The organism is Shinella sp. 1A1 (assembly GCF_055379515.1).
On record NZ_AP039671.1, the window covers coordinates 1,152,002 to 1,178,941 of the forward strand.

25 protein-coding genes and 3 tRNA genes are annotated in these 26,940 nt (G+C 63.3%); 26 read left to right on the top strand and 2 right to left on the bottom strand.

Translation table 11 applies throughout. The features are described from left to right. Positions 1 to 2 precede the first annotated feature (2 nt). On the bottom strand, positions 3 to 341 hold the full coding sequence (locus ACZ48C_RS05765; RefSeq protein WP_464782481.1) for a hypothetical protein: 339 nt from the start codon (positions 339 to 341) through the stop codon (positions 3 to 5). 199 nt (positions 342 to 540) lie between these two features. Here ACZ48C_RS05765 and ACZ48C_RS05770 point away from each other — a divergent pair, with 199 nt between their 5' ends. Further along, the gene (locus ACZ48C_RS05770; RefSeq protein ID WP_464782482.1) at positions 541 to 1,392 is read left to right on the top strand and encodes a hypothetical protein; all 852 of its coding nucleotides are present in this window, start codon (positions 541 to 543) and stop codon (positions 1,390 to 1,392) included. A gap of 254 nt (positions 1,393 to 1,646) precedes the next feature. Here ACZ48C_RS05770 and ACZ48C_RS05775 read toward each other — a convergent pair. Continuing rightward, positions 1,647 to 1,722: transfer RNA gene (locus ACZ48C_RS05775), tRNA-Val, on the bottom strand. Positions 1,723 to 1,967: 245 nt separating this feature from the next. On the opposite strand from ACZ48C_RS05775, the gene ACZ48C_RS05780 reads away from it, so the two are divergent. The 25 genes from ACZ48C_RS05780 to ACZ48C_RS05900 all read left to right on the top strand — a co-directional run bounded on the left by ACZ48C_RS05780 (position 1,968) and on the right by ACZ48C_RS05900 (position 26,935). Then, positions 1,968 to 2,044, top strand: a tRNA-Asp gene (locus ACZ48C_RS05780). Between the two features lie 47 nt (positions 2,045 to 2,091). Continuing rightward, positions 2,092 to 2,168, top strand: a tRNA-Asp gene (locus ACZ48C_RS05785). Between the two features lie 143 nt (positions 2,169 to 2,311). Beyond that, a complete protein-coding gene (locus tag ACZ48C_RS05790) occupies positions 2,312 to 3,199 on the top strand; it encodes a prohibitin family protein (RefSeq protein ID WP_464782483.1) in 888 nt (295 codons plus the stop codon). 276 nt (positions 3,200 to 3,475) lie between these two features. Beyond that, the gene (locus ACZ48C_RS05795; RefSeq protein ID WP_119258712.1) at positions 3,476 to 3,841 is read left to right on the top strand and encodes an NADH-quinone oxidoreductase subunit A; all 366 of its coding nucleotides are present in this window, start codon (positions 3,476 to 3,478) and stop codon (positions 3,839 to 3,841) included. Beyond that, on the top strand, positions 3,832 to 4,413 hold the full coding sequence (locus tag ACZ48C_RS05800; protein WP_119258711.1) for a NuoB/complex I 20 kDa subunit family protein: 582 nt from the start codon (positions 3,832 to 3,834) through the stop codon (positions 4,411 to 4,413). Before ACZ48C_RS05795 ends, ACZ48C_RS05800 begins: the two co-directional genes overlap by 10 nt. A gap of 18 nt (positions 4,414 to 4,431) precedes the next feature. Continuing rightward, a complete protein-coding gene (locus ACZ48C_RS05805; protein ID WP_119258710.1) occupies positions 4,432 to 5,037 on the top strand; it encodes an NADH-quinone oxidoreductase subunit C in 606 nt (201 codons plus the stop codon). A gap of 48 nt (positions 5,038 to 5,085) precedes the next feature. Continuing rightward, positions 5,086 to 6,276: an NADH-quinone oxidoreductase subunit D gene (locus tag ACZ48C_RS05810; RefSeq protein ID WP_160784761.1), complete on the top strand. Its 1,191-nt coding sequence runs from the start codon at positions 5,086 to 5,088 to the stop codon at positions 6,274 to 6,276. Between the two features lie 195 nt (positions 6,277 to 6,471). Beyond that, on the top strand, positions 6,472 to 7,608 hold the full coding sequence (locus ACZ48C_RS05815; RefSeq protein ID WP_464782484.1) for an NADH-quinone oxidoreductase subunit E: 1,137 nt from the start codon (positions 6,472 to 6,474) through the stop codon (positions 7,606 to 7,608). Between the two features lie 11 nt (positions 7,609 to 7,619). Then, positions 7,620 to 8,924 carry an NADH-quinone oxidoreductase subunit NuoF gene (gene nuoF / locus ACZ48C_RS05820; protein WP_464782485.1) on the top strand — a complete coding sequence of 435 codons (1,305 nt, stop codon included), beginning with the start codon at positions 7,620 to 7,622 and terminating at the stop codon, positions 8,922 to 8,924. Between the two features lie 4 nt (positions 8,925 to 8,928). Continuing rightward, positions 8,929 to 9,588 (top strand): NADH:ubiquinone oxidoreductase, encoded by a 660-nt coding sequence (locus ACZ48C_RS05825; protein WP_464782486.1) that lies wholly within the window; start codon positions 8,929 to 8,931, stop codon positions 9,586 to 9,588. Positions 9,589 to 9,707: 119 nt separating this feature from the next. Further along, positions 9,708 to 11,786 (top strand): NADH-quinone oxidoreductase subunit NuoG, encoded by a 2,079-nt coding sequence (gene nuoG / locus ACZ48C_RS05830; protein ID WP_119258706.1) that lies wholly within the window; start codon positions 9,708 to 9,710, stop codon positions 11,784 to 11,786. A gap of 20 nt (positions 11,787 to 11,806) precedes the next feature. Beyond that, complete coding sequence (gene nuoH, locus ACZ48C_RS05835) at positions 11,807 to 12,853, top strand: NADH-quinone oxidoreductase subunit NuoH (RefSeq protein WP_119258705.1); 1,047 nt, start codon at positions 11,807 to 11,809, stop codon at positions 12,851 to 12,853. 34 nt (positions 12,854 to 12,887) lie between these two features. Then, on the top strand, positions 12,888 to 13,379 hold the full coding sequence (nuoI, locus tag ACZ48C_RS05840) for an NADH-quinone oxidoreductase subunit NuoI (RefSeq protein WP_119258704.1): 492 nt from the start codon (positions 12,888 to 12,890) through the stop codon (positions 13,377 to 13,379). 103 nt (positions 13,380 to 13,482) lie between these two features. Further along, positions 13,483 to 14,097, top strand: a complete 615-nt coding sequence (locus ACZ48C_RS05845) for an NADH-quinone oxidoreductase subunit J (RefSeq protein WP_119258703.1) — start codon at positions 13,483 to 13,485, stop codon at positions 14,095 to 14,097. 25 nt (positions 14,098 to 14,122) lie between these two features. Beyond that, positions 14,123 to 14,431 carry an NADH-quinone oxidoreductase subunit NuoK gene (nuoK, locus tag ACZ48C_RS05850; RefSeq protein WP_119258702.1) on the top strand — a complete coding sequence of 103 codons (309 nt, stop codon included), beginning with the start codon at positions 14,123 to 14,125 and terminating at the stop codon, positions 14,429 to 14,431. Between the two features lie 7 nt (positions 14,432 to 14,438). Then, positions 14,439 to 16,436: an NADH-quinone oxidoreductase subunit L gene (gene nuoL / locus ACZ48C_RS05855; protein WP_464782487.1), complete on the top strand. Its 1,998-nt coding sequence runs from the start codon at positions 14,439 to 14,441 to the stop codon at positions 16,434 to 16,436. Continuing rightward, positions 16,436 to 17,950, top strand: a complete 1,515-nt coding sequence (locus ACZ48C_RS05860) for an NADH-quinone oxidoreductase subunit M (protein ID WP_119258700.1) — start codon at positions 16,436 to 16,438, stop codon at positions 17,948 to 17,950. The genes nuoL and ACZ48C_RS05860 overlap by 1 nt, the downstream gene beginning before the upstream one ends. A 16-nt stretch (positions 17,951 to 17,966) precedes the next feature. Next, positions 17,967 to 19,409: an NADH-quinone oxidoreductase subunit NuoN gene (gene nuoN, locus ACZ48C_RS05865; RefSeq protein WP_119258699.1), complete on the top strand. Its 1,443-nt coding sequence runs from the start codon at positions 17,967 to 17,969 to the stop codon at positions 19,407 to 19,409. Next, a complete protein-coding gene (locus ACZ48C_RS05870; RefSeq protein ID WP_464782488.1) occupies positions 19,406 to 20,173 on the top strand; it encodes a biotin--[acetyl-CoA-carboxylase] ligase in 768 nt (255 codons plus the stop codon). Before nuoN ends, ACZ48C_RS05870 begins: the two co-directional genes overlap by 4 nt. A 15-nt stretch (positions 20,174 to 20,188) precedes the next feature. Next, positions 20,189 to 21,856 carry a ribonuclease J gene (locus tag ACZ48C_RS05875; RefSeq protein ID WP_119258697.1) on the top strand — a complete coding sequence of 556 codons (1,668 nt, stop codon included), beginning with the start codon at positions 20,189 to 20,191 and terminating at the stop codon, positions 21,854 to 21,856. Between the two features lie 246 nt (positions 21,857 to 22,102). Beyond that, entirely contained in the window at positions 22,103 to 22,507 is a 405-nt protein-coding gene (mce, locus tag ACZ48C_RS05880) for a methylmalonyl-CoA epimerase (protein ID WP_313196328.1), read from the top strand. 77 nt (positions 22,508 to 22,584) lie between these two features. Then, positions 22,585 to 22,854, top strand: a complete 270-nt coding sequence (locus ACZ48C_RS05885) for a DUF1467 family protein (protein ID WP_119258695.1) — start codon at positions 22,585 to 22,587, stop codon at positions 22,852 to 22,854. A gap of 719 nt (positions 22,855 to 23,573) precedes the next feature. Then, on the top strand, positions 23,574 to 24,902 hold the full coding sequence (proS, locus tag ACZ48C_RS05890) for a proline--tRNA ligase (protein WP_318911382.1): 1,329 nt from the start codon (positions 23,574 to 23,576) through the stop codon (positions 24,900 to 24,902). Positions 24,903 to 24,929: 27 nt separating this feature from the next. Next, entirely contained in the window at positions 24,930 to 26,237 is a 1,308-nt protein-coding gene (locus ACZ48C_RS05895; protein ID WP_318911383.1) for a lipoprotein-releasing ABC transporter permease subunit, read from the top strand. 11 nt (positions 26,238 to 26,248) lie between these two features. Beyond that, positions 26,249 to 26,935 (top strand): ABC transporter ATP-binding protein, encoded by a 687-nt coding sequence (locus ACZ48C_RS05900; RefSeq protein ID WP_318911384.1) that lies wholly within the window; start codon positions 26,249 to 26,251, stop codon positions 26,933 to 26,935. The last annotated feature ends 5 nt before the right edge of the window (positions 26,936 to 26,940 follow it).

Consider the following 26,940-nt stretch of genomic DNA (forward strand, 5'->3'; position numbering starts at 1 on the left):
ACCTACGCCCCACATCCCTTGCTCTTCATGGCATTCTCAATCGCTTGAACCTTCCCTTTAGCCACGGCAACCTGTCCTTCTTTGTCGCCGCCGAATGTGCTCGACATCGGCACGCCGATCAAGAACACGCCGAAGGCATCGCCATTAGCTGCGTCGTGTTGCTGTTTCGAGACCGCGGATAGGGCTGCCTTTTCCTTTGCTAGTTCCGTTTGAAGGGCAGGGCAGGTTTGACCGGTATAGGCGGCCATGGGAATGTCGGCAGGCACGATTGCATCAGGCCGTTTTGCGCAGGAAGTCGCAGCAGCCGCGGCGAGCGCGGCAGCGATGTATTTGAATTTCATTGTATCCCCCAGAATTGCGCTTCGATCAAAGCAGATCGATCTGAGGTTGTCGAGTGGTCGCTGCCTTGTTCCAGGTATCGGTTCAAAGTGGGGCGGAGCATGTGGATGTTATCCGCGGAGAAAGCACGATATCGATCCCGCTTGGACGCCTAGAAGGTCATGCGCATAGCCTCTCGTCGAAACTTAGAGAGGAGAGGAAATGCAAGACAATGTGCGAACTATTACGCCGGTCAGCATAAGTGGGTTGATCCCCGCGGTGCCGTCTACAGGTATGCCGATCTTCGAAATCATCCGGCCAGAACAGCTCTTTGTAGATCCTGCATATCAAAGGGACATCGGTGAGCGAGGCCTAAGGCAAATTCGTAGGATTGTGGAGGGCTTCGATTGGGCGAGGTTCAAGCCACCGATATGTGCATACGCTGATCACGAAGGGCAGACCGTCCTTAAAGTGCTGGATGGCCAGCATACCGCCATTGCTGCAGCCTCAAATCCTCACGTTGAAACTATTCCGGTGATGATCGTTGAGGCTGATGACACGGTAGCCCAAGCGAAAGCTTTCATCGGGCAGAATACTCAAAATCTTGGTGTTACGAGTTTACAACTCCACCAGGCAGCTGTAGCTGCCGGAGACGAGGACGCGCTTACGCTAGAGCTAACGTGCAAGGCGGCGAATGTGAGGCTACTGCGGGCGCCAAATTCTCAGATCAGTGACGGGTCCCGTCAGACCATTGCAGTCAAGCAGATTGAAGGACTGATCGCTCGTCGCGGCAGAATAATGGCGCGGCAGGTTCTTGAAATCATCGCAGACGCCGAGCGAGGCCTGATTACTGCTACTCATATAAAAGCGGTAGAATTCCTGCTGACAGATTCCGAGTTCGCTGGCCATGTGTCCGGCGAGGATATTACCTCGGCGATTATTGACCTCCTCTATACGGCGGAGGAAGACGCGAAACGGTTCGCCGAGACGCATCGGATGCCGCACTGGAAGGCGCTAGCCAACGTCTGGTATCGCAAGTGCAAAAAGAGGCGGGGCACACTTAGAGCTGCATAGCATTTCGGGGCGGTGTAAGCCGCCCCCCACCGTTGCGTCTCCTCCGCTACATCGAAGTGGCGGTGTCTGAGAGGGGTAGCGATTCGTTGAGTTGATCCATCGCTGCGGCCCTATTTTGCTTCTCAAAAGGGTGGGGGAAGCGAAAGAAGTTTCTCAATGGAATCAACGGGCGCTGAAAGAGGGAAGGTGAGGGGTTTGACTATCCCTGAAAAAGCAAAAGGCCCTGTAAAAACAGAGCCTTGCACGAAAAAGCTTGGTGGGCGATGAGAGACTCGAACTCCCGACATCCTCGGTGTAAACGAGGCGCTCTACCAACTGAGCTAATCGCCCGCCGCGTTGGTGGCTGTGATCTATGCGGAACCGGATCGAACCGCAAGAGGCAATCGCAAAGTTTTTTGCATTTTTTTGAACGGCCCCATGAAGATGGGCAAGGGTGTGGAAACATTTCGCGACGCGTCATTCTTTTGTCTTGAAACCTGCTTGACACCCAAACCCGAACCCCGTAGTTAGCCGCTCATCGAACGGCTCAGGTCGCTCGGGACGGATGCTTCGTCATCCGGTCGCTTTCGAGGAATGCGGGTGTAGCTCAGTCGGTTAGAGTGCCGGCCTGTCACGCCGGAGGTCGCGGGTTCGAGCCCCGTCACTCGCGCCACTCGAAGGACCGGACGATCATTCGGGGCCGCAAGGCCACAAAGATGCGCGGGTGTAGCTCAGTCGGTTAGAGTGCCGGCCTGTCACGCCGGAGGTCGCGGGTTCGAGCCCCGTCACTCGCGCCATTTCTTTCCTTTCAGGCCATTGTCGTCGTTTCCTCATGCATCGCATGAGGCACATTTTCGTGGAAATTCTTCCCGTCGCGCCGAATGTTTCTGGCCGCATTCCCGTCTTCGTATAGCTTGCCGAGCGAAGAGAGGGGATTTGCATGCGTAATGTCACCATAGCCTTGACGGGCCTTGCCGCGCTCGTGGCGCTCAGCATCCTGTTCGGTTCGTGGTACACCATCGACCAGGGTGAGCGCGGGGTCATCCTGCGCTACGGCGCCGTCGCGGGCACCGCGGAGCCGGGCCTCGGCTTCAAGCTGCCGCTGATCGATTCGGTCGTGCGGATCTCCGTGCAGTCCAAGGCCGTCGTCTACGAGAAGATGGAGGCCTATAGCCGCGACCAGCAGCCGGCCGATATCCGCCTTTCCGTGAACTACCGCATCCCGGCCGATCGCGTGCAGGACGTCTACGCGACCTATGGCGGCGAGGACGGGCTGATGTCGCGCCTCATCGAGCGCAAGGTCTTCGAGGAAACGAAGACGGTCTTCGGCCGCTTCAATGCGGTGACGGCCATCCAGGAGCGCGGGCGGCTCAATGCGGAGGTGGCGACGGCGATCCAGGAAGGCGTTTCCGGCCCCGTCATCATAGATAGCGTGCAGATCGAGAACATCGACTTCTCCGATGCCTACGAGGCGAGCATCGAGCAGCGCATGCTGGCGGAGGTCGAGGTACAGCGCCTGCGCCAGAACGCCGAGCGCGAGAAGGTGCAGGCGGAGATCACCGTGACGCAGGCGCGGGCCCAGGCCGATGCCCGCCGCGCCGAAGCGCAGGCCCAGGCCGACGCCGTGCGGCTGGCCGCGCAGGCCGAGGCGGAAGCGATCAAGCTGCGCGGGGAGGCGGAAGCCGGCGCCATCAAGCTGCGCGGCGATGCGCTACGCGACAATCCCGGCCTCGTCTCGCTGACGCAGGCGGAAAAATGGGACGGGCAACTGCCGCGCACCATGCTGCCGGGCGGCTCGATCCCCATGCTCAATCTCAATGCGAACTGAGGGAAGGGCGGGGCCGCGGCGGGCTTTTCCGCCGCGGCTGCGGCGAAACGTCCCGCGCTCCGCCTTTCATCGAATCGTAACGATTTAAAAAGGCCCGTCCCCGGCCTTCGGAGCGACAGGGAAAAGAACACAATGATTGCGGCGAAAGCCGGACAAAGCCTTGCGCGGGGACGCTCACTGCGCTAACGACGTGGCGTTGCAACATACTTTATCGGCTTGCAGGTCTTCGACCATCAGGCGTCTCTCCGGCGCCACGAGCAGGCAGGATGGACGCCAATGACTGAACTTCTCGGTTCCTATATCCCGATCGCCATCTTCATCGGTATCGCACTCGTGATCGGCATTGCCTTGCTGGTCGCGCCGTTCGCCGTCGCATACAAGGCCCCCGATTCGGAAAAGCTCTCCGCTTACGAGTGCGGCTTCAATGCGTTCGACGATGCGCGCATGAAATTCGATATCCGCTTCTATCTGGTATCGATCCTCTTCATCATCTTCGACCTGGAAGTCGCCTTCCTCTTCCCCTGGGCCGTTTCGTTCGGCGACATGGGCTGGTTCGGCTTCTGGTCCATGATGGTCTTCCTCGGTGTCCTGACCATCGGCTTCATCTATGAATGGAAGAAGGGAGCACTCGAATGGGAGTAGCTCATACGAACAACACGCTCGTCGCGCCGCAGCCCAAGGGGATCATCGATCCCAACACGGGCAAGCCCGTCGGCAGCAACGACGCCTTCTTCGGCGAGATCAACAACGAGCTCGCCGACAAGGGCTTTCTTGTCACCTCCACGGATGAACTCATCACCTGGGCCCGCACCGGCTCGCTGATGTGGATGACCTTTGGTCTGGCGTGCTGCGCCGTCGAGATGATGCAGCTCTCGATGCCGCGTTACGACGTCGAGCGCTTCGGCTTCGCGCCGCGCGCCTCGCCGCGCCAGTCGGACGTCATGATCGTCGCCGGCACGCTGACCAACAAGATGGCCCCCGCGCTCCGCAAGGTCTACGACCAGATGCCCGAGCCGCGCTACGTCATCTCGATGGGGTCCTGCGCCAATGGCGGTGGCTACTATCACTATTCCTATTCGGTGGTGCGCGGCTGTGACCGCGTGGTGCCGGTCGACATCTATGTACCAGGCTGTCCTCCCACGGCGGAAGCGCTCCTCTACGGCGTGCTCCTGCTGCAGAAGAAGATCCGCCGGACCGGTACGATCGAACGTTAAGGGCAGGGGACTGACACGATGAGCGAAGCCCTCCAGGAGCTTTCCTCCCATATCGGCGAAGCGGCCGGCGGTCTCGTCGCCTCCGCCGATATCGCCTTTGGCGAACTCACCCTGAAGACGGACGGCGCCCGCGTCGTCGAGCTTCTGACCTTCCTGCGCGACGACGTGCAGTGCGGCTTCGTCAACCTCGTCGACATCTGCGGCGTGGACTGGCCGGCCCGCGCCGAGCGCTTCGACGTGGTCTATCACCTCCTGTCGCCGCGCCAGAACCTGCGCATCCGCGTCAAGGTCGCGACCGGCGAGGACCAGCCGGTTCCGTCCGCCTGCCCGGTCTATCCGGGCGCCGACTGGTTCGAGCGCGAAGCCTACGACATGTACGGCATCCTCTTCACCGGCCATCCGGACCTGCGCCGCATCCTCACCGACTACGGTTTCGAGGGGCATCCGCTGCGCAAGGACTTCCCGACGACCGGCTTCGTGGAAGTGCGTTATGACGACGAGGTCAAGCGTGTCGTGTACGAGCCTGTCGAGCTGAAGCAGGAATTCCGCAACTTCGACTTCCTCTCTCCCTGGGAAGGCACGGATTACGTGCTGCCGGGCGACGAGAAGGCGAAGACGAACTGATTTTGGGTCGGGCGACCCGCTAGGGCGCCGGCCTCTGGAGCAAGCGGCATGAACGAGCACAACGTTCGCAACTTCAACATCAACTTCGGCCCGCAGCACCCTGCGGCGCACGGGGTTCTGCGTCTTGTCCTCGAACTCGACGGCGAAATCGTCGAGCGCGTCGACCCGCATATCGGCCTGCTGCATCGCGGCACCGAGAAGCTGATCGAGACGAAGACCTATCTTCAGGCCGTGCCCTATTTCGACCGCCTCGACTACGTGGCGCCGATGAACCAGGAGCATGCCTTCGCGCTCGCCGTCGAGAAGCTGACCGGCACCGAGGTTCCGATCCGTGGCCAGCTCATCCGTGTGCTCTATTCGGAAATCGGCCGTATCCTCTCGCACCTCCTTAACGTCACCACGCAGGCCATGGACGTCGGCGCGCTGACGCCGCCGCTCTGGGGCTTCGAGGAGCGCGAGAAGCTGATGGTGTTCTACGAGCGTGCCTGCGGCGCGCGCATGCACTCGGCCTATATCCGCCCGGGCGGCGTCCACCAGGACCTGCCGCACGAACTGGTGGAAGACATCGGCAAGTGGATCGATCCGTTCCTGAAGACCGTCGACGACATCGACGAGCTCTTGACCGGCAACCGTATCTTCAAGCAGCGCAACGTCGATATCGGCGTCGTGAAGCTGGAAGATTGCTGGGCCTGGGGCTTCTCGGGCGTGATGGTGCGCGGTTCGGGCGCGGCCTGGGACCTGCGTCGCTCGCAGCCCTACGAGTGCTATTCCGACCTCGACTTCGACATTCCGATCGGCAAGAACGGCGACTGCTACGACCGTTACGTCATCCGCATGATCGAAATGCGTGAATCGGCGAAGATCATGCGCCAGTGCGTCGACCGCCTGCTCGGCGACGCCAAGGTCGGCCCGGTCTCCTCCATCGACGGCAAGATGGTTCCGCCGAAGCGCGGCCAGATGAAGCGTTCGATGGAAGCGCTCATCCATCACTTCAAGCTCTACACGGAAGGCTATCATGTGCCGGCCGGTGAAGTGTACGCGGCCGTGGAAGCGCCGAAGGGCGAGTTCGGCGTCTATGTCGTCGCCGACGGCACCAACAAGCCCTATCGCTGCAAGATCCGCGCCCCGGGTTATGCCCACCTGCAGGCCATGGACTTCATCTGTCGCGGCCACCAGCTCGCCGACGTTTCGGCGATCCTGGGTTCCCTCGACATCGTGTTCGGCGAGGTTGACCGCTGATGCCGAACGCAGCCCTTGCCGTGACCGCCGCGATCCCGACTGCCGCCGCCTTCGCTGAGGCCGGTGCTCGGGGTGGTGCGTCCGCAGGCTGTGCTTTCGTATTCCTTCAGAACGACACGCCGGCCCACGCCCGCGCTTTCGCCGACACGGCGGAAATGCGGCGCCGGCAGATTAACTGAGACAAGGCGTTACAGAATGTCCGTTCGTCGACTAGCCGATGACAATGTCCAGCCCGCCAGCTTCGCCTTCTCCAAGGAGAATGCGGCCTGGGCCAAGGCCACGATCAACAAGTATCCGAAGGGCCGCCAGCAATCGGCGGTCATTCCGCTGCTGATGCGGGCGCAGGAGCAGGACGGCTGGGTCACCAAGGCGGCCATCGAATATGTCGCCGACATGCTCGACATGGCCTATATCCGCGTGCTGGAAGTGGCGACCTTCTACACCCAGTTCCAGCTGCTGCCGGTCGGCACGCGCGCCCATGTCCAGGTCTGCGGCACGACGCCCTGCATGCTGCGCGGCGCGGAAGACCTGATCAACGTCTGCAAGAAGCGCATCCACGCCGAGCCCTTCCACCTCAACGAGAGCGGCACGCTTTCCTGGGAAGAGGTCGAGTGTCAGGGCGCTTGCGTGAATGCGCCCATGATCATGATCTTCAAGGACAGCTATGAAGACCTGACGCCGACGCAGCTCGAGCACATCATCGACCGTTTCGACGCCGGCAAGGGCGCCGACGTCACGCCGGGCACGCAGATCGACCGCATCTATTCCGCGCCGGCCGGTGGCCTCACCAGCCTGAACGAACCGGAACCGGCTGCGAAGAAGACCACGACGCGCGCCAAGAAGGTCGACGAGGACAGCGTCAGCGTTCCCCCGTCGAACGCCGCCCGCGCCAAGACGGACGCCGACGAGACCAATCCGAAGCTGAAGACGCCGGCGACCGCCAAGACGGACGCTGCCGCCAACACCAAGGCGAAGGGCGACACGCGTGCCGAAGGCGGCGATGCGAGCGCCAAGCAGCCGATCGCGGCCGCTGTCGGCAAGCCTTCGCTGGAAGACAAGAATCGTCCGGCCGGCATCGAACGCCCGGCAACGCTCGATGACCTCAAGCTCATTTCCGGCGTCGGCCCGAAGATCGAGGGCACGCTGCACGAGCTCGGCATCTTCACCTTCGCGCAAGTCGCGGGATGGAAGAAGGCGGAGCGCGAGTGGGTCGATCTCTATCTGAATTTCAAGGGCCGCATCGAGCGCGACGACTGGGTCAAGCAGGCCAAGGCGCTCGCCAAGGGCGGTGAAGCGGAATACATCCGCGTCTTCGGCAAGAAGCCGCGGTAAAGGGGTGAATCATGCTTAAAGACCAGGATCGCATCTTCACCAATATCTACGGCACCAAGGACAAGTCGCTGAAGGGCGCCATGGCTCGCGGCCATTGGGACGGCACCAAGCAGCTGCTCGAAAAGGGCCGTGACTGGATCATCAACGAGGTCAAGGCCTCGGGCCTGCGCGGTCGTGGCGGCGCCGGCTTCCCGACCGGCCTCAAGTGGTCCTTCATGCCGAAGGAATCCGACGGCCGTCCGCATTACCTCGTCGTCAATGCCGACGAATCCGAGCCCGGCACCTGCAAGGACCGCGATATCCTGCGCCACGATCCGCACACGCTGATCGAAGGCTGCGTCGTCGCCTCCTTCGCCATGGGCGCGCATGCGGCCTATATCTACGTGCGCGGCGAGTTCATCCGCGAGCGTGAAGCGCTCCAGGCTGCCATCGACGAGTGCTACGAGGCCGGCCTGCTCGGCAAGAACAACAAGCTCGGCTACGATATCGACATCTACGTTCACCACGGCGCCGGCGCCTACATCTGCGGTGAAGAGACCGCGCTGCTCGAAAGCCTCGAAGGCAAGAAGGGCCAGCCGCGCCTCAAGCCGCCGTTCCCGGCGAATATGGGCCTCTACGGCTGCCCGACGACCGTCAACAACGTCGAGTCCATCGCCGTCACGCCGACGATCCTGCGCCGCGGCGCAAGCTGGTTCTCCAGCTTCGGCCGCCCGAACAATGTCGGCACCAAGCTGTTCATGATGTCCGGCCACGTCAACAAGCCGTGCACGGTCGAAGAGAGCATGGGCATCTCCTTCCGTGAAATGGTCGAGAAGCACGGCGGCGGCATTCGCGGCGGCTGGGACAACCTGCTCGCCGTCATCCCCGGCGGTGCATCGTGCCCGGTCGTCAAGGCCGAGGACATGATGAACGTCACGCTCGACTTCGACGGCCTGCGCGAGGTGAAGTCCTCCTTCGGCACCGGCGGCATGATCATCATGGATCGCTCGACGGACATCATCAAGGCGATCTGGCGCATCTCGGCCTTCTTCAAGCACGAGAGCTGCGGCCAGTGCACGCCCTGCCGCGAAGGCACGGGCTGGATGATGCGCGTCATGGAGCGCATGGTGCGCGGTAACGCGCAGAAGCGTGAGATCGACATGCTCTTCGACGTGACGAAGCAGATCGAGGGCCACACGATCTGCGCGCTCGGCGACGCCGCGGCCTGGCCGATCCAGGGCCTCATCCGCAACTTCCGCCCCGAAATCGAGGCGCGTATCGACCAGTACACCGCCAATGCCATGGCGCATGGCGCGGTGCTGGAAGCCGCGGAGTAGGACGATGACGAAGCCGGTTGGACAGGATGCGAATGCGACCCATGTCCCGCCGGCTGAAGCTGCCGGCGACGATCCGTTCGGGCTGTCGCCGTGGCTGAAGCAGATGCCGGACATGCCGCTGCATCCGCTGATGGCGCATCCGATGGCGGCGATGGCCGCCACGACCGCGATCGGCTTCGGCATTGCGGGCCAGATGGCCGGGGCGATGCTGGGCGTGATGCAGAGCGCGGCGGAGCGGACGAAGGCAATGCTGGACGAGGCGGCGGAACTCGCCGCCGAGGCCGAAGCCGCGAAAGAGACGGCGGCGCCGGTGAAGGCGAAGCCGGAGCTGCGGGTGGTTCCGAAGACGGAAACGCCAGCGGCGGAACCGAAGGTCAAGGTGGCGCGCGAGAAGAGCGCGACGCCGAAGACGGCGGAAGCCAAACCGGTGCGTAGGGCGCCGGCGGCCAAAGCCGGGAAGGCCGATGACCTGAAGGCGATTTCGGGCATCGGGCCGAAGCTGGAGCAGGTGCTGAACGGCATGGGGCTCAAGCGCTACGCCGACATCGCGGCCCTGACGGACGCGGATGTCGCAAGGATCGAAGCCGAACTCGGTCTCGGCGGGCGCATCGCCCGCGACGGCTGGGTGGAGCAGGCAAGGACGCTGGCGAAGGGCAGGGGCTAGGCCCGCCGGAACCGGCAGATGGAACAAAGGCCGAAGGGAAGGGCGAACGCCCGGAACGGAAGCCGGAGAATGGCGCTGGCAGGACGCGGGATTCCCCGCGTCAGAAGCGGGATTGAGATATGGCAAAGCTGATAGTCGACGGAAAAGAAATTGAAGTCCCGGATCACTTCACGCTGCTTCAGGCGTGCGAGGAGGCGGGTGCCGAAGTTCCGCGCTTCTGTTTCCACGAGCGGCTGTCGGTTGCCGGCAACTGCCGCATGTGCCTCGTCGAGGTGAAGGGCGGCCCGCCGAAGCCGGCTGCTTCCTGCGCCATGGGCGTGCGCGACCTGCGTCCCGGCCCGAACGGCGAGCCGCCGGAAGTCTTCACGACCACGCCGATGGTCAAGAAGGCGCGCGAAGGCGTGATGGAATTCCTGCTCATCAACCACCCGTTGGATTGCCCGATCTGCGACCAGGGCGGCGAATGCGACCTGCAGGACCAGGCGATGGCCTTCGGCATCGACAGTTCGCGCTATGCCGAGAACAAGCGCGCGGTCGAGGACAAGTATATCGGCCCGCTCGTCAAGACGGTCATGAACCGCTGCATCCACTGCACGCGCTGCGTCCGCTTCACGACGGAAGTCGCCGGCATCACCGAGCTCGGCCTGATCGGCCGTGGCGAGGATGCCGAGATCACCACCTATCTCGAGCAGGCGATGACGTCGGAGCTTCAGGGCAACGTGGTCGACCTTTGCCCGGTCGGCGCGCTGACCTCCAAGCCCTTCGCTTTCACGGCCCGCCCGTGGGAACTGAACAAGACGGAATCCATCGACGTCATGGACGCGGTCGGCTCGGCCATCCGCGTCGATACGCGCGGCCGCGAAGTCATGCGCATCCTGCCGCGCGTCAATGAAGAGATCAACGAGGAGTGGATCTCCGACAAGACCCGCTACATCTGGGATGGCCTGAAGACCCAGCGTCTCGACCGCCCCTATGTCCGCAAGGATGGCCGCCTCCAGCCGGCAAGCTGGGCGGAAGCCTTCGGCGCCGTCAAGGCCGCCGTTGCCGGCAAGGCGGGCGACCGCATCGGCGCCATCGCCGGCGACCTCGCCTCCGTCGAGGAAATCTATGCGCTGCGCGAACTGATGACCGCGCTCGGCTCGAAGAATGTCGACTGCCGCCAGGACGGTTCGGTGCTCGATCCGTCGCTCGGCCGTGCCAGCTACCTCTTCAACCCGACCATCGAAGGCATCGAGCAGGCTGACGCGCTGCTCATCGTCGGCTCCAACCCGCGCCTGGAAGCGGCCGTGCTCAACGCCCGCATCCGCAAGCGCTGGCGCATGGACAACTTCCCGATCGGCGTGATCGGCGAAGAGGGCGAACTGCGCTACGGCTACGAATATCTCGGCGCCGGCACGGACACGCTCTCCGGCCTCATTGACGGTTCGGTCAAGTTCGCCGCCAAGCTCAAGAAGGCCGAGCGCCCGATGATCATCGTCGGCCAGGGCGCGCTGTCGCGCGCCGATGGCCTTGCCGTTCTCTCGGCCGTCTCTGCGCTCGCGGAAAAGGTCGGTGCGGTGAAGGCGGACTGGAACGGCCTCGCCGTCCTCCATACGGCGGCCTCGCGCGTCGGCGGCCTCGACCTCGGCTTCGTGCCGGGCGAGGGCGGCAAGACGGCAGCCGACATGCTGACGGGTACGGACGTGCTCTTCCTGCTCGGCGCCGACGAGATGGACTTCTCCAGGAAGACTGCCTTCACGGTCTATATCGGCTCGCACGGCGACAACGCGGCGCATGTCGCCGACGTCATCCTGCCGGGCGCGACCTATACCGAGAAGTCGGGCACCTGGGTCAACACCGAAGGCCGCGTCCAGATGGGCAACCGCGCCGGCTTCGCGCCGGGCGATGCCCGCGAGGACTGGGCGATCCTGCGCGCACTTTCCGACGTGCTCGGCAAGAAGCTGCCCTTCGATTCGCTCGCCGAGCTGCGCGCGAAGCTCTATGCGGCGCATCCGCATTTCGCCGCGATCGACGAGATTGCAGCCGGCGATATCGCCGATCTCTCCGCCCTTGCGAAAAAAGGCGGGACGATGGCGAATTCCGGGTTTGCGTCTCCGGTCAAAGACTTCTATTTGACGAACCCGATAGCGCGCGCCTCCGCGGTCATGGCCGAATGCTCGGCTCTGGCCCGCAACAATTTCAAAGTCGCGGCGGAATGAGCGCGAAGGGATAAAGCATTATGGACGCTTTCATTTCGACCTATGTCTGGCCTGGCGTGATCATCGTGGCCCAGTCGCTCCTGCTTCTGGTGCTGCTCCTGGTCTCCATCGCCTTCATCCTGCTGGCCGACCGCAAGATCTGGGCTGCCGTGCAGCTTCGCCGCGGTCCGAACGTCGTCGGACCCTTCGGCCTGCTGCAGTCCTTCGCCGACCTTCTGAAGTTCGTCTTCAAGGAGCCGGTGATTCCGGCCAGCGCCAACAAGGCGATCTTCCTGCTCGCCCCGCTCGTCTCCGTGACGCTGGCGCTCGCCACCTGGGCGGTCGTGCCGGTCAATGACGGCTGGATGATCGCCAACATCAATGTCGGCATCCTCTACATCTTCGCGATCTCCTCGCTCGAAGTGTACGGCATCATCATGGGCGGCTGGGCTTCGAACTCGAAGTACCCGTTCCTCGGCGCGCTGCGCTCGGCCGCGCAGATGGTGTCCTACGAAGTCTCCATCGGCTTCGTCATCGTCACCGTCCTGCTCTGCGTCGGCTCGCTGAACCTGTCCGACATCGTCAATGCCCAGCATGACGGCCTCGGTACGCGCCTCGGCCTGCCGCCGTCCTTCCTCGACTGGCACTGGCTGGCGCTGTTCCCGATGTTCGTGGTGTTCTTCATCTCGGCGCTCGCCGAGACGAACCGCCCGCCCTTCGACCTTCCCGAAGCCGAATCCGAACTCGTCGCCGGCTTCATGGTCGAATATGGCTCGACCCCGTACATGATGTTCATGCTCGGTGAATATGCCGCCATCTGCCTGATGTGCGCCCTGACGACGATCCTCTTCCTCGGCGGCTGGCTGCCGCCGGTGGACGTCTGGTTCCTCAACTGGGTCCCGGGCATCGTCTGGTTCGTCCTGAAGGCGCTCTTCGTCTTCTTCATGTTCGCGATGGTGAAGGCCTTCGTGCCGCGCTACCGCTACGACCAGCTCATGCGTCTCGGCTGGAAGGTCTTCCTCCCGATCTCGCTCGCCATGGTCGTCATCGTTGCATTCGTGCTGAAGCTCACGGGCTGGTCCGCATGACCGCCCGGGATTTCAGCAGCATTGGAGCTTAAGCATGGCTAGTCTTTCGCAAGCCGTAAATTCGCTGTTCCTCAAGGAATTCGTCGGCGCGTTCTTCCTGTCGATGCGCTACTTCTTCCGCGCCAAGGCGACGGTGAACTATCCCTTCGAGAAGGGCCCGGTCTCCCCGCGCTTCCGCGGCGAGCATGCGCTGCGCCGCTATCCGAACGGCGAGGAACGCTGCATCGCCTGCAAGCTGTGCGAGGCCATCTGTCCTGCCCAGGCCATCACCATCGAGGCGGGTCCCCGCCGCAACGACGGCACGCGCCGCACGGTGCGCTACGACATCGACATGGTGAAGTGCATCTATTGCGGTTTCTGCCAGGAAGCCTGCCCGGTCGACGCCATCGTCGAAGGTCCGAACTTCGAGTTCTCGACCGAGACGCGCGAAGAGCTCTACTACGACAAGCAGAAGCTCCTCGATAATGGCGACCGCTGGGAGCGGGAGATCGCCCGCAACATCGCTATGGACTCGCCTTACCGCTGATATGCAGCGGAAAGGCAAAATGAAAGCACGTGCCTGACGAAGGGTCGTCAGGCTTCGACGGGGGAGGGGGAACCTTCTCCGGGGAAGACGAAAAGGCACCAAAATGGGTCTTCAGGCTCTATTCTTCTATCTGTTCGCCTTCGTGGCGGTGGCGTCCGCCTTCATGGTGATCGCGTCCAGGAACCCGGTCTATTCCGTGCTGTTCCTGATCCTCACCTTCTTCAATTCGGCGGGCCTGTTCCTTTTGACGGGTGCCGAGTTCCTGGCGATGATCCTCCTGGTCGTCTATGTCGGCGCCGTCGCGGTCCTCTTCCTCTTCGTCGTGATGATGCTCGACATCGACTTTGCCGAGCTGCGCGCGGGCGCGCTCGAATATGCCCCGGTCGGTGCGCTGATCGGCATCGTCCTGGCGATCGAGCTGCTGGTGGTCGCCGGCGGCTGGGTCCTGTCGCCGGAGCTTGCCAAGACCGTCTCGATGCCGATCCCGCCGATCGCCGAGCGCACGAACACCGCCGCCCTCGGCGACGTGCTCTATACGCATTACGTCTACTACTTCCAGATCGCCGGCCTCGTGCTGCTGGTCGCGATGATCGGCGCGATCGTGCTGACGTTGCGCCACAAGCCGCACATCAAGCGCCAGAACATCTCGCAGCAGGTCGCCCGCTCGCCGGAAACCGCCGTCGAGGTGGTCAAGGTGAAGCCGGGGCAGGGTATCTGAGGCCGCGCGGACAAGGAAAAGCATCATGGAAATCGGTATTTCCCACTATCTCACCGTCAGCGCCATCCTCTTCATCCTCGGCGTTTTCGGCATCTTCCTGAACCGGAAGAACGTCATCGTCATCCTGATGTCGATCGAGCTCATCCTGCTTTCGGTCAATATCAACATGGTGGCGTTCTCGCACTTCCTGAACGACATCGTCGGCCAGGTCTTCGCGCTGTTCATTCTGACCGTCGCGGCTGCAGAAGCGGCCATCGGTCTTGCAATTCTCGTCGTCTTCTACCGTAACCGCGGTTCGATTGCCGTCGAAGACGTCAATATGATGAAGGGCTGATCGGGTCATGGATACCATCATCAAGGCAATCGTCTTCCTTCCGCTGATCGGCTTCCTGATCGCCGGCCTCGGCGGCAACGCCATCGGCGCCAAGGCGTCCGAATACGTCACGTCCGGCTTCATGATCATCGCGGCCGTCCTGTCCTGGATCGTCTTCTTCGACGTCGCCATGGGCGAGACGGAAATGATCAAGGTGAGCGTGCTGACCTGGATCCGGTCCGGCAGCTTCGATGTCGAATGGGCCTTCCGCGTCGATACGCTGACGGCCGTCATGCTCGTGGTCGTGAACACGGTCTCGACGCTCGTGCATGTCTATTCCATCGGCTACATGCATCACGACCCGCACCGGCCACGCTTCTTCGCCTATCTCTCGCTCTTCACCTTCGCCATGCTCATGCTGGTGACGTCGGACAACCTGCTGCAGATGTTCTTCGGCTGGGAAGGCGTGGGCCTGGCGTCCTACCTGCTGATCGGCTTCTGGTACAAGAAGCCCTCGGCAAGCGCCGCCGCCATGAAGGCCTTCATCGTCAACCGCGTCGGCGACTTCGGCTTCGCGCTCGGCATCTTCTCGGTCTTCGTGCTCTTCGGCTCGATCAACTTCGAGACGATCTTCGCGACCGCCGCGACCTACCTTCCGGCCGAAGGTGCGGCCGATGCGGCAGAGCCCGTCATCAACCTCTTCGGCATGAGCCTCGACAAGTCGCAGGCGCTGACTGCCACCTGCCTGCTGCTCTTCATGGGCGCGATGGGCAAGTCGGCGCAGTTCCTGCTGCACACCTGGCTGCCGGACGCAATGGAAGGCCCGACCCCGGTCTCGGCCCTCATCCATGCCGCCACCATGGTCACCGCCGGCGTCTTCCTCGTCGCCCGCATGTCGCCGATCTTCGAACTCTCGCACAACGCCCTGATGGTCGTGACGCTCATCGGCGCCATCACCGCCTTCTTCGCGGCGACCGTCGGCCTCGTGCAGAACGACATCAAGCGCGTCATCGCCTATTCGACCTGCTCGCAGCTCGGCTACATGTTCGTGGCGCTCGGCATCGGCGCCTATGGCGCGGCCGTCTTCCACCTCTTCACGCACGCCTTCTTCAAGGCTCTCCTGTTCCTCGGCGCCGGCTCGGTCATCCATGCCGTCGACGGCGAGCAGGACATGCGCTACATGGGCGGCCTGAGGAAGCACATCCCGATCACCTTCTGGATGATGACGATCGGCACGCTGGCGCTGACGGGCGTCGGCATTCCCGGCACCGTTATCGGCTTCGCGGGCTTCTTCTCGAAGGATGCGATCATCGAGAGCACCTTCGCCTCGCACAGCCCGATCGCCGGCTTCGCCTTCGTGCTGCTGGTCATCGCCGCGCTCTTCACGAGCTTCTACTCCTGGCGCCTGGCCTTCATGACCTTCTTCGGCAAGCCGCGCGCTTCCGCCGACGTCATGCACCACGTCCACGAGTCGCCGGCCGTCATGCTGGTTCCGCTCTTCATCCTCGGCGCGGGCGCGATCTTCGCCGGCTGGCTCTTCGTGGAATATTTCTACGGCCACCACTACGACGAGTTCTGGCAGGGCGCGCTCTTCACGGGTGCCGAAAACCACCTCGTGCACGAGTTCCACAACGTCCCGCTCTGGGTGAAGTGGAGTCCGTTCGCCGCCATGGCCATCGGCTTCGTCACCGCCTGGTACATGTACATCCGTTCGCCGGAAACCCCGAAGTACCTCGCCGAGCAGCACCGCGGCCTCTACCAGTTCCTGCTCAACAAGTGGTACTTCGACGAGCTCTACGACGCCATCTTCGTCCGTCCGGCGAAGGCGCTCGGCAAGTTCCTCTGGAAGAAGGGTGACGGCACCGTCATCGACGGCTTCGGCCCGAACGGCATCGCCGCCCGCGTCGTCGACGTCACCAACCGCGTCGTCCGCCTCCAGACCGGTTACCTCTATCACTACGCATTCGCGATGCTGCTCGGTATTGCGGCACTCGTCACATGGATGATGCTCGGGAGTTCCCTCTGATGACCGATTGGCCCATTCTTTCAGCGGTCACCTTCCTCCCGCTCGTCGGCGTGGCGCTCCTGCTGCTGACCCGCGAGGACAGCCCGTACGGCCGCCGCAACATCCTGAACGTGGCGCTGCTGACGACGGTCTTCACCTTCGTCCTCTCGCTCTTCATCTGGGTCGGTTTCGATTATTCGAACCCCGGCTTCCAGATGGTCGAGAAGCATGAATGGCTCGGCACCGGCATTTCCTATCATCTCGGCATCGACGGCATCTCCATGCTGTTCGTCATCCTGTCGACCTTCCTGATGCCGTTCTGCGTGCTCGCAAGCTGGAACACCATCGAGAAGCGCCTGAAGGAATACATGATCGCCTTCCTGCTTCTGGAAGTGTTCATGGTCGGCGTCTTCGTCTCGCTCGACATCGTTCTCTTCTACGTCTTCTTCGAAGCGGGCCTCATTCCGATGTTCATCATCATCGGCGTGTGGGGCGGCAAGGATCGCGTCTACGCATCCTACAAGTTCTTCCTCTATACGCTGCTCGGCTCGGTGCTGATGCTGCTCGCCATCATGGCGATGTACTGGCAGGCCGGCACGACGGACATCACGGAACTGCTCGCCTACAACTTCCCGGCCCATATGCAGACCTGGCTATGGCTCGCCTTCTTCGCCTCGTTTGCGGTGAAGATGCCGATGTGGCCGGTCCATACCTGGCTTCCCGACGCGCACGTGCAGGCGCCGACGGCGGGCTCGGTCATCCTGGCCGGCGTCCTCCTGAAGCTCGGCGGCTACGGTTTCATCCGCTTCTCGCTGGCCATGTTCCCGCTCGCCTCCGACTATTTCGCGCCCTTCGTCTTCGCGCTGTCGGTCATCGCCATCATCTACACCTCGCTGGTCGCGATGATGCAGGACGACATCAAGAAGCTGATCGCCTATTCGTCGGTCGCCCACATGGGCTATGTCACCATGGGCATCTTCGCGGCGAACGCACAGGGTCTCCAGGGCGCCATCTTCCAGATGCTCTCGCACGGCATCGTCTCCGGCGCGCTGTTCCTGTGCGTCGGCGTCGTCTACGACCGGCTGCATACCCGCGAGATCTCCGCCTATGGCGGCCTCGTCAACAACATGCCGAAATATGCCGTCGCCTTCATGGTCTTCACCATGGCCAATGTCGGCCTGCCGGGCACCTCGGGCTTCGTCGGCGAAATCATGACCCTGCTCGGCGCCTTCCGCGCCAATACCTGGGTCGCGTTCTTCGCCACGACGGGCGTCATCCTCTCGGCCTCCTACGCGCTGTGGCTCTATCGCCGCGTGATCTTCGGCGCGCTCGAGAAGGAAAGCCTGAAGTCGCTGCTCGACCTGTCGGGCCGCGAGAAGCTGCTGCTTTACCCGCTCGTGATCCTGACGATCTTCTTCGGCGTCTATCCGGCTCCGGTGTTCAATGTGACGGCGGCCTCGGTCGACGCGCTTCTCAACCAATATTCCGCGGCTCTGCAGGCGGCGCAGCAATCCGTTGCGCTCCTGGCGAACTGACGACGGGACCCAAGACATGACTGCTGATACAATCCTTGCCAGCCTTCAGCTCTCGACGCCGGAGATCATCCTCGCCGTCGGCGGCCTGGTCCTGCTGATGATCGGTGTCTTCTCGGGCGAACGGTCGGGAACGACCGTGACCGGGCTCGCCGTCGCGGTTCTCATCATCGCCGGCCTCTGGCTGGTGCTGGCGACGGGCGAGGGGCAGGCCTATGGCGGCGCCTTCGTCTCCGACGCCTTCGCCAAGTTCATGAAGGTGCTGGCGCTGATCGGCTCCATCACCGCCATGGTGATGACCGTCGGCCATGCCCGCTCCGAGCAGCTCGACCGCTTCGAGTTCCCGGTGCTGATCGTGCTCTCGACGCTCGGCATGCTGCTGATGCTCTCGGCCAACAGCCTGCTGTCGCTCTACCTCGCGCTTGAACTCCAGTCTCTCGCCCTCTACGTGGTCGCTGCGATCAACCGCGAGAGCCTGCGCTCGACGGAAGCCGGCCTGAAGTATTTCGTGCTCGGCGCGCTTTCCTCGGGCATGCTGCTCTACGGCATGTCGCTGGTCTACGGCTTCACCGGTCATATCGGCTTCCAGGAGATCGCCGCGGCCCTGACGGCGGAAGGCCGTTCGATCGGCCTCGTCTTCGGCCTCGTGTTCATCCTTGCCGGCCTTGCCTTCAAGATCTCGGCCGTGCCGTTCCACATGTGGACGCCGGACGTCTATGAAGGCGCGCCGACCCCGGTCACGGCCTTCTTCGCGGCCGCCCCGAAGGTCGCCGCCATGGGCATGCTGGTTCGCATCGTCATCGACGCTTTCGAGCCGGTCGTCGCCGACTGGCAGCAGGTCGTGGTCTTTATCTCGATCGCCTCGATGCTTCTCGGCTCGTTCGCCGCCATCGGCCAGCGCAACATCAAGCGCCTGATGGCCTATTCCTCGATCGGCCATATGGGCTACGCGCTCGTCGGCCTTGCCTCCGGCTCCATGGCCGGCGTGCGCGGCGTGGCGCTCTACATGCTCATCTACATGGTCATGACGCTCGGCACCTTCGCCTGCATCCTCGCCATGCGCCGCAAGGAAGGCGGCAATGTCGAGGAGATCAACGATCTGGCGGGCTTGTCCTCGACCAATCCGTTCATGGCGACGGCGATGACGATCATGATGTTCTCGCTGGCCGGCATTCCGCCGCTGGCAGGCTTCTTCGCCAAGTACTTCGTCTTCATGGCGGCCATCGAGGCGCAGCTCTATGCGCTGGCCATCATCGGCGTACTCTCCTCGGTCGTCGGCGCCTACTATTACCTGCGCGTCATCAAGGTGATGTGGTTCGACGATCCGACCGGCGAATTCGCCCGCACCTCGGGCGAACTGAAGCTGGTCTTCGGCCTCGCCGGCCTCTTCGTGCTCGGCTATGTGCTGATCGGCGGGCCGATCGGCAATGCGGCCGAAGCTGCGGCGCGGACCTTCTTTTGAGCGGGTCCGATAGTCCTCGCCGGTTGTCGCTCGACGACTTCCGGCACGAGGCGCTCGCAGAAGTGGGCTCCACCAATACGGAATGCCTGGAGCGCGCCCGAAAGGGCGCGCTTTCCGGTCTCTGGATCACCGCCGGACGGCAGACAGTCGGGCGTGGCAGGCGCGGGCGCGCCTGGTTTTCCGAGCCCGGCAATCTCTATGCCTCGCTGCTCTTGATCGATCCCGCGCCGATGGACCGCCTCGGCTCCCTGCCACTCGCCGTCGCCGTCGCCGTACAGGATGCCGTTCGCCGCATCATGCCGCCCGGCGCGCCCGATGTGCTGGTCAAATGGCCGAATGACATCCTGATCGACCGGCGCAAGGTCTGCGGCATCCTCGTCGAGGGCGAGCCGCTGCCCGACGGCCGCCATGCCCTGGTGATCGGCATTGGCATCAATGTCGCCATCGCGCCGGATGCCGGGCTCTATCCGGTCGCGACGCTGCGCGATTTTGGTGCCTCCGCCGCGCCCGAGGAACTTTTCGCCTGGCTCTTCCAGTCCATGGCGGAAACGCTCTCGCTCTGGAACCGCGGGCGCGGCATCGCGGGCATCATGGAGCGCTGGAAACGGGTCGCCGGCGGCATCGGGGAAAACATAACCGTGAATCTCCCCGACCATTCTATTTCCGGGCGCTTTGCCGGAATTGATGATACAGGTCTCCTGAAACTGGAGACGGATGACGACGGCACGCGCCTGATCGCGGCCGGCGACGTATTTTTTGGATAGGATTTTTTGAACCCGATGGCAAAAGAAGACGAACTGGTGTTCCTGCCGCTTGGCGGCGTCGGCGAAATCGGCATGAACCTCGCGCTCTACGGCTACGGCCCGAAGACGAACCGCCAGTGGATCATGGTCGATTGCGGCGTCACCTTCCCGGGGCCGGACCTGCCGGGCGTCGACCTCGTCCTGCCCGATATCCGCTTCCTCGCCGAGGAGCGCAAGAACCTCAAGGGCATTATCATCACCCACGCCCACGAGGACCACTACGGCGCGCTGAACGAGCTGTGGCCGGGCCTCAACGTGCCGGTCTATGCCTCGCCCTTCACGGCTGGCATGCTGGAAGCCAAGCGCGACTTCGAGCGCAGCCGCGTCGAGATCCCGGTGACGATCTTCAAGCAGGGCGACAGGATCAATCTCGGCCCGTTCGAGATCGAGGCCATCGGCGTCAACCACTCGATCCCCGAGCCCATGTCGCTGGCGATCAAGACGCCGCTCGGCACCGTCGTCCACACGGGCGACTGGAAGATCGACCTCGAACCCTCGCTCGGGCCGCTGACGGACGAGGCGCGCTTCCGCAAGCTCGGTGACGAGGGCGTTCTGGCGCTGATCTGCGACAGCACCAACGCGGTGCGCGACGGCATCTCGCCCTCCGAGCGCGAGGTTTCCGAGAGCCTGACGAAGATCATCGAAAGCGCCGAGGGCAGGGTGGGCATCACCACCTTCTCCTCGAATGTCGGCCGCATCCGCTCCATCGCGCAGGCCGCGGAAGCCGCCGGCCGCGAGGTGCTGCTGCTCGGCAGTTCCATGAAACGCGTGACGGAGGTGGCACGTGACATCGGCCTCATGGAGGGCCTGAAGCCCTTCATCGCCGAGGACGAGTTCGGCTATATCCCGCGCGACAAGGTCGTCGTGATCCTGACGGGCAGCCAGGGCGAGCCGCGCGCCGCGCTGGCCAAGATCGCCCGCGACGAGATGCGCAACGTCGCCTTCACCGCCGGCGACACGATCATCTTCTCCTCGCGCGCCATTCCCGGCAACGAGAAGGCGATCAACGACATCAAGAACGGCCTGATCGAGCAGGGCATCCACATCGTCACCGATTCCGAGGCGCTGGTGCACGTCTCCGGCCATCCGCGCCGCCATGAGCTGCAGCAGATGTACGGCTGGGTGCGCCCGAAGATGGTCGTGCCGGTGCATGGCGAGGCGGCGCATCTGACGGCTCATGCCGAGCTTGCCGAGCAGTCCGGTATCGCCGAGGTGCCGCGGGTGCGCAACGGCGACGTGCTGAAGCTCGCGCCCGGCGCGCCCGAGGTCGTGGACCACGCCCCCTTCGGCCGTATCTTCAAGGACGGCAACCTCATCGGCGATTACGAGGAGATGGGCATCGGCGACCGCCGCAAGCTCGCCTTCGTCGGCCACGTCGCCGTCAGCGTTTTGCTCGACAGCCGCTACGACTTCATGGGCGACCCGGAAGTCGAGCCCTTCGGCCTGCCGCAGTTCGACGACGAGGGCGAGGATATGGGCGACACGCTCTACGACGCCGTGCTCGGCGCCGTCGAAAGCATCCCCCGCGCCCGCCGCAAGGATCTGGAAATGGTGCGCGAGGCCGTGCGCCGCGCCGTGCGTTCGACGGCCAACGAGATCTGGGGCAAGAAGCCCGTCGTGACGGTGTTCCTGACGAAGGTCTGATTGCCGCGCAGCCCTCATCCCGCTGCCGCGACCTTCTCCCCGCAAGCGGGGAGAAGGAGGGTGGGGCGAGGCGTTGCCTCGAACGACGTTGGGTAGACCTGCACGACATCTCCTTCGCCCAGTCTGGCGGGAGGCGATAGGCGGGAAACCGTTGCAACATCCCCTTCTCCCCGCTTGCGGGGAGAAGGAGGCGGCAGCCGGATGAAGGGCGTGCTGCAGACCAATTGCCCCATGGGAGAGACGCGCATGCTCGGAAGGGTCAACCATATCGCCATCGCCGTGCCGGATCTCGCCGCCGCGACCGCGACCTATCGTGACACGCTCGGCGCCACGGTTTCCGCCCCTCAGGCCCTGCCGGAACACGGCGTGACGGTGGTTTTCGTCGAGCTGCCGAACACCAAGGTGGAACTGCTGGAGCCGCTGGGCGAGGGCTCTCCCATCGCCGCCTTCCTGGAAAAGGCGCCTGCCGGCGGCATGCACCACATCTGCTACGAGGTGGACGACATTCTCGCCGCCCGCGACCGGCTGGTGGCGAGCGGCGCGCGCGTGCTCGGCGACGGCACGCCGAAGACCGGCGCGCATGGCAAGCCGGTGCTGTTCCTCCATCCGAAGGATTTCCTCGGCACGCTGGTCGAGCTGGAAGAGGTGTGACAGCACGTCGCGCCGCCCGCCCGTTTGAACTTCTTCGCCGAGAGGCGTAAAAGGGCCGCTGTCACAAGGGACCGACCATGCAGCTGTTTTCCTTCTTCGCCGTCTATTTCGTCGTCTGGTGGATGACGCTCTTCGCCGTCCTGCCCTTCGGTCTGAAGACCCAGGCCGAGGCGAACGAAGTGGTGCCCGGTACGGTGGAAAGCGCTCCCGCGCGCTTTCGCGGCGGCCGTGTCATGCTGCTGAACACCATCGTCTCCGCCATCGTCTACGGCGCCTGGTATATCCTCTCGGTGCGCTTCGGCTACGGCATCGACGCGATCCCGCAATTCTATCCGAGCTACGACTGAGCGGCCGCCACAGGCGTTAACGCATCGTTAGCAGGCCGGAAGCAAGACATTCCGCCACTGCCGGGATAAGAAGAAAAAGTCTTCCGATTGCCCTTCTTCGGATATTGCCGGGAAGTAACCGTCTTACGGGAATGCCCTACCCAGCGTGAAGCGCCTGCGCGCGGTCTTGCCTTACGGTATGTGGGGGAGATCTCCGCAGCGGCCGCCGGTGTGCGGCTTTGACGCATGGACCCGGACGGGAAAGCTGTTAGAGGAGAGGCGCCTTCGGGCGAAAAGCAAAAAAAAACAAGGCTAAAAGCCTTGTTTTACAGGTATCGCGTGATCTTTATCCGTTGTGCGGTGGCAGCGTCTACGCGCGCCAAAGATCTGATCCTCCCAAGACTTGACCGCGAAATTGGCGAGAATTTGTACTTCTTGCCTGTTTTGTGGCCTGAAACTAGCCCAAAGCTTGGGCGTTGTCATCCGCTTTTTTGCATTTTTGCTACAGTGGAATAAAATTTTTCCGTTGACAAGGCACGCGCAATTTCCGTTATTTGCGGCCCCATTTTTTCGCCACATTTCTTTGGGCCGTCCACGACGGTGGACAGTGCTTCGCGCCGATGTCGCCACCCGCCCTGCCGGGTTCCCTTCCTGTGGCGAAGCGTTTATGAACGCATGAAAATCAACGTCATTTTGCCCGATTCCCCGAATAGGGCGGATCAGTCACTCCGGAACCCGATATGCGCCTTTCCCGCTTCTTCCTGCCCATCCTCAAGGAAAACCCCAAGGAAGCCGAGATCGTCTCCCACCGGCTTATGCTGCGTGCGGGCATGATCAAGCAGCAGTCCCAGGGCATCTATACCTGGCTGCCGCTCGGCAAGCGCGTGCTCGACAAGGTCAACGCCATCATCCGCGAGGAGCAGAACCGCTCCGGCGCCGTGGAACTCCTGATGCCGACGCTGCAGTCGGCCGAGCTCTGGCAGGAAAGCGGCCGCTACGACGCCTATGGCAAGGAGATGCTGCGCATCAAGGACCGTCAGGAGCGTCCGATGCTCTACGGCCCGACCAACGAGGAGATGATCACGGACGTCTTCCGCTCGTTCGTGAAGTCCTACAAGGATCTGCCGCTCAATCTCTACCACATCCAGCTCAAGTTCCGCGACGAGATCCGTCCGCGCTTCGGCACCATGCGCTCGCGCGAGTTCCTGATGAAGGACGCCTATTCCTTCGACCTCAACCGCGAAGGCGCCGTGCACGCCTACAACCGCATGTTCGCGGCCTATCTGCGCACCTTCTCGCGCATGGGCCTGCGCGCCATTCCGATGCGCGCCGACACCGGCCCGATCGGCGGCGATCTCAGCCATGAATTCATCATCCTCGCCGATACGGGCGAATCCGAAGTCTTCTGCCACAAGGACTTCCTGAACTTCGACATTCCGGGCGTGGACACCAATTTCGACGACGTCGCGGGCCTGCGCGCCATCTTCGACAAGTGGACCTCGCGCTACGCCGCGACGTCCGAGATGCATGACGCACCCGCCTTCGAGGCGATCCCGGAAGGTGAGCGCCTGTCCGCCCGCGGCATCGAGGTCGGCCACATCTTCTATTTCGGCACGAAATATTCCGAAACCATGGGCGCCAAGGTGCAGGGGCCCGACGGCAAGGAGCATACCGTGCACATGGGCTCCTACGGCATCGGCCCGACGCGCCTCGTGCCGGCGATCATCGAAGCCTCGCATGACGAGAACGGCATCATCTGGCCGAAGGCCGTCGCGCCCTTCGAGGCAATCGTCATCAACATGAAGTCGGGCGACGAAGCCTGCGATGCGGCCTGCGAAAAGATCTACGGCGCGCTGCTGAACGCCGGTGTCGACGTGCTCTACGACGACAAGGACGAGCGCGCGGGCGCCAAGTTCGCCACCGCAGACCTCATCGGCGCGCCGGTGCAGGTCATTGCCGGCCCGCGCGGCGTAGCGAACGGCGAGGTCGAGATCAAGGATCGCAAGACCGGCGAACGCGAGACGCTGACCATCGAGGCAGCCATCAATCGCCTGACGTCCGGCAATTGATGCGGACCGGCGGCAACGGGAGGTAACATGGCTGACGCAGCGAGCGGCGCGCCCGCAACCGAGGCTCAGGTCTTCAGGAAAAACCGCCCGTTCTCCGCTTTCGAGCGGATGGTCGCCTGGCGCTACCTGCGCTCGCGACGCAAGGAAGCCTTCATCTCGGTGATCGCCGGCTTCTCGTTCATCGGCATCATGCTCGGCGTCGCCACCCTCATCATCGTCATGGCGGTGATGAACGGCTTCCGCACCGAGCTGATTTCGCGCATCCTCGGCATCAACGGCCATATGATCGTCCAGCCGATCGACAGCCCGCTGAACGACTATGCCGCACTGGCCGACCGCTTTTCCGCCGTACCGGGCGTGACGATGGCGATCCCGCTCGTCGAAGGCCAGACGCTGGCCTCCGGCACGGCGGGGGCGGGCACCGGCGCACTGGTGCGCGGCGTGCGCGCCGACGACCTTGCGAAGATGAAGGCCGTCTCCGACCATATCAAGGAAGGCGACCTCGTCGGCTTTGCCGCCGGCAGCGGCGTTGCCATCGGCGCGCGCATGGCCGAGCAGCTCGGCCTCAGCGCCGGCGGCCAGATCACGCTCGTCGCGCCCGAGGGCGACGTCACGCCGCTCGGCGTGAACCCGCGCGTCAAGACCTATACCGTCTCCGCCATCTTCGAGATCGGCATGTCGGAATACGACGCCTCGATCATCTACATGCCGCTGGAGGAAGCGCAGCTCTACTTCAATTCCGAAGGCATCGTGCAGTCGATCGAGCTCTTCGTCTCCAACCCGGATGCCGTCGACCAGCTCCGCCAGCCGCTGGAGGCCGCCGCCGGGCGGCAAATCTTCATCACCGACTGGCGACAGCGCAATCGCACCTTCTTTTCGGCGCTGGAGGTCGAGCGCAACGTCATGTTCATGATCCTGACGCTGATCGTGCTCGTCGCCGCGCTCAACATCATCTCCGGCCTCATCATGCTGGTGAAGGACAAAGGCAGCGACATCGCGATCCTGCGCACCATGGGCGCGACATCCGGCGCCATCATGCGCATCTTCTTCATGACGGGGGCGGCCATCGGCACGGTCGGCACGTTTGCCGGCGTCCTGCTCGGCGTCGTCGTCTGCCTCAATGTCGAATCCATCCGCCAGTTCTTCTCGTGGATTTCGGGCACGACGCTGTTCAACCCGGAACTCTATTTCCTCAGCCAGCTGCCGGCCGACATGAATGCCGGCGAGACCGTTTCGGTCGTCGTCATGGCGCTGGCGCTCTCGTTCCTCGCGACGATCTTCCCCGCCTGGCGCGCCTCCAAGCTCGATCCGGTCCAGGCCCTTCGGTACGAATAGGAACAGAACGCATGAACGCGCGCGTGGCTTTGGAACTCAAGGGCATCGAACGGCACTACGGCCAGGGCGAGACCGTGCTGACCATCCTCAAGGGGGCGGACTTCACGCTGCGGAGCGGCGAGACGGTCGCGCTCGTCGCCCCGTCGGGCACCGGCAAGTCGACCCTGCTCCACATCGCCGGCCTTCTCGAAAGGCCCGATGTGGGCGAGGTCCTCGTCAACGGCCATTCCTGCGCCGAGCTTTCCGACGACCAGCGCACGGCGATCCGCCGCGGCGAGATCGGCTTCGTCTACCAGTTCCACCATCTGCTGCCGGAATTTACGGCGCTCGAGAACATTATGATGCCGCAGCTGATCGGCGGTCTCTCCAAGGCGGAGGCGCGCGAGCGCGCCGCCCAGCTTCTCGACTACATGCGCATCGGTCATCGCGCCGACCATCGCCCGTCCGAGCTTTCCGGCGGCGAGCAGCAGCGCGTGGCCATTGCAAGGGCCGTCGCCAATGCTCCGCTCGTCCTTCTCGCCGACGAGCCGACCGGCAACCTCGACCCGGAGACCGCCGGCTATGTCTTCGAGGCGCTGGAAGCGCTCGCCCGCCAGTCGGGCCTTGCCGCGTTGATCGCCACCCACAATCACGAACTGGCCGGCCTCATGGACCGCCGGGTGACGATCGAGGACGGCCTCGTGCGCGAACTGGCCTGACGGCT

Bases quoted from the DNA above. Each gene is read 5' to 3' on its own strand.
- ACZ48C_RS05765 (WP_464782481.1), bottom strand. From the start codon at position 341: ATGAAATTCAAATACATCGCTGCCGCGCTCGCCGCGGCTGCTGCGACT.
- ACZ48C_RS05770 (WP_464782482.1), top strand. From the start codon at position 541: ATGCAAGACAATGTGCGAACTATTACGCCGGTCAGCATAAGTGGGTTG.
- ACZ48C_RS05790 (WP_464782483.1), top strand. From the start codon at position 2,312: ATGCGTAATGTCACCATAGCCTTGACGGGCCTTGCCGCGCTCGTGGCG.
- ACZ48C_RS05795 (WP_119258712.1), top strand. From the start codon at position 3,476: ATGACTGAACTTCTCGGTTCCTATATCCCGATCGCCATCTTCATCGGT.
- ACZ48C_RS05800 (WP_119258711.1), top strand. From the start codon at position 3,832: ATGGGAGTAGCTCATACGAACAACACGCTCGTCGCGCCGCAGCCCAAG.
- ACZ48C_RS05805 (WP_119258710.1), top strand. From the start codon at position 4,432: ATGAGCGAAGCCCTCCAGGAGCTTTCCTCCCATATCGGCGAAGCGGCC.
- ACZ48C_RS05810 (WP_160784761.1), top strand. From the start codon at position 5,086: ATGAACGAGCACAACGTTCGCAACTTCAACATCAACTTCGGCCCGCAG.
- ACZ48C_RS05815 (WP_464782484.1), top strand. From the start codon at position 6,472: ATGTCCGTTCGTCGACTAGCCGATGACAATGTCCAGCCCGCCAGCTTC.
- nuoF (WP_464782485.1), top strand. From the start codon at position 7,620: ATGCTTAAAGACCAGGATCGCATCTTCACCAATATCTACGGCACCAAG.
- ACZ48C_RS05825 (WP_464782486.1), top strand. From the start codon at position 8,929: ATGACGAAGCCGGTTGGACAGGATGCGAATGCGACCCATGTCCCGCCG.
- nuoG (WP_119258706.1), top strand. From the start codon at position 9,708: ATGGCAAAGCTGATAGTCGACGGAAAAGAAATTGAAGTCCCGGATCAC.
- nuoH (WP_119258705.1), top strand. From the start codon at position 11,807: ATGGACGCTTTCATTTCGACCTATGTCTGGCCTGGCGTGATCATCGTG.
- nuoI (WP_119258704.1), top strand. From the start codon at position 12,888: ATGGCTAGTCTTTCGCAAGCCGTAAATTCGCTGTTCCTCAAGGAATTC.
- ACZ48C_RS05845 (WP_119258703.1), top strand. From the start codon at position 13,483: ATGGGTCTTCAGGCTCTATTCTTCTATCTGTTCGCCTTCGTGGCGGTG.
- nuoK (WP_119258702.1), top strand. From the start codon at position 14,123: ATGGAAATCGGTATTTCCCACTATCTCACCGTCAGCGCCATCCTCTTC.
- nuoL (WP_464782487.1), top strand. From the start codon at position 14,439: ATGGATACCATCATCAAGGCAATCGTCTTCCTTCCGCTGATCGGCTTC.
- ACZ48C_RS05860 (WP_119258700.1), top strand. From the start codon at position 16,436: ATGACCGATTGGCCCATTCTTTCAGCGGTCACCTTCCTCCCGCTCGTC.
- nuoN (WP_119258699.1), top strand. From the start codon at position 17,967: ATGACTGCTGATACAATCCTTGCCAGCCTTCAGCTCTCGACGCCGGAG.
- ACZ48C_RS05875 (WP_119258697.1), top strand. From the start codon at position 20,189: ATGGCAAAAGAAGACGAACTGGTGTTCCTGCCGCTTGGCGGCGTCGGC.
- mce (WP_313196328.1), top strand. From the start codon at position 22,103: ATGCTCGGAAGGGTCAACCATATCGCCATCGCCGTGCCGGATCTCGCC.
- ACZ48C_RS05885 (WP_119258695.1), top strand. From the start codon at position 22,585: ATGCAGCTGTTTTCCTTCTTCGCCGTCTATTTCGTCGTCTGGTGGATG.
- proS (WP_318911382.1), top strand. From the start codon at position 23,574: ATGCGCCTTTCCCGCTTCTTCCTGCCCATCCTCAAGGAAAACCCCAAG.
- ACZ48C_RS05895 (WP_318911383.1), top strand. From the start codon at position 24,930: ATGGCTGACGCAGCGAGCGGCGCGCCCGCAACCGAGGCTCAGGTCTTC.
- ACZ48C_RS05900 (WP_318911384.1), top strand. From the start codon at position 26,249: ATGAACGCGCGCGTGGCTTTGGAACTCAAGGGCATCGAACGGCACTAC.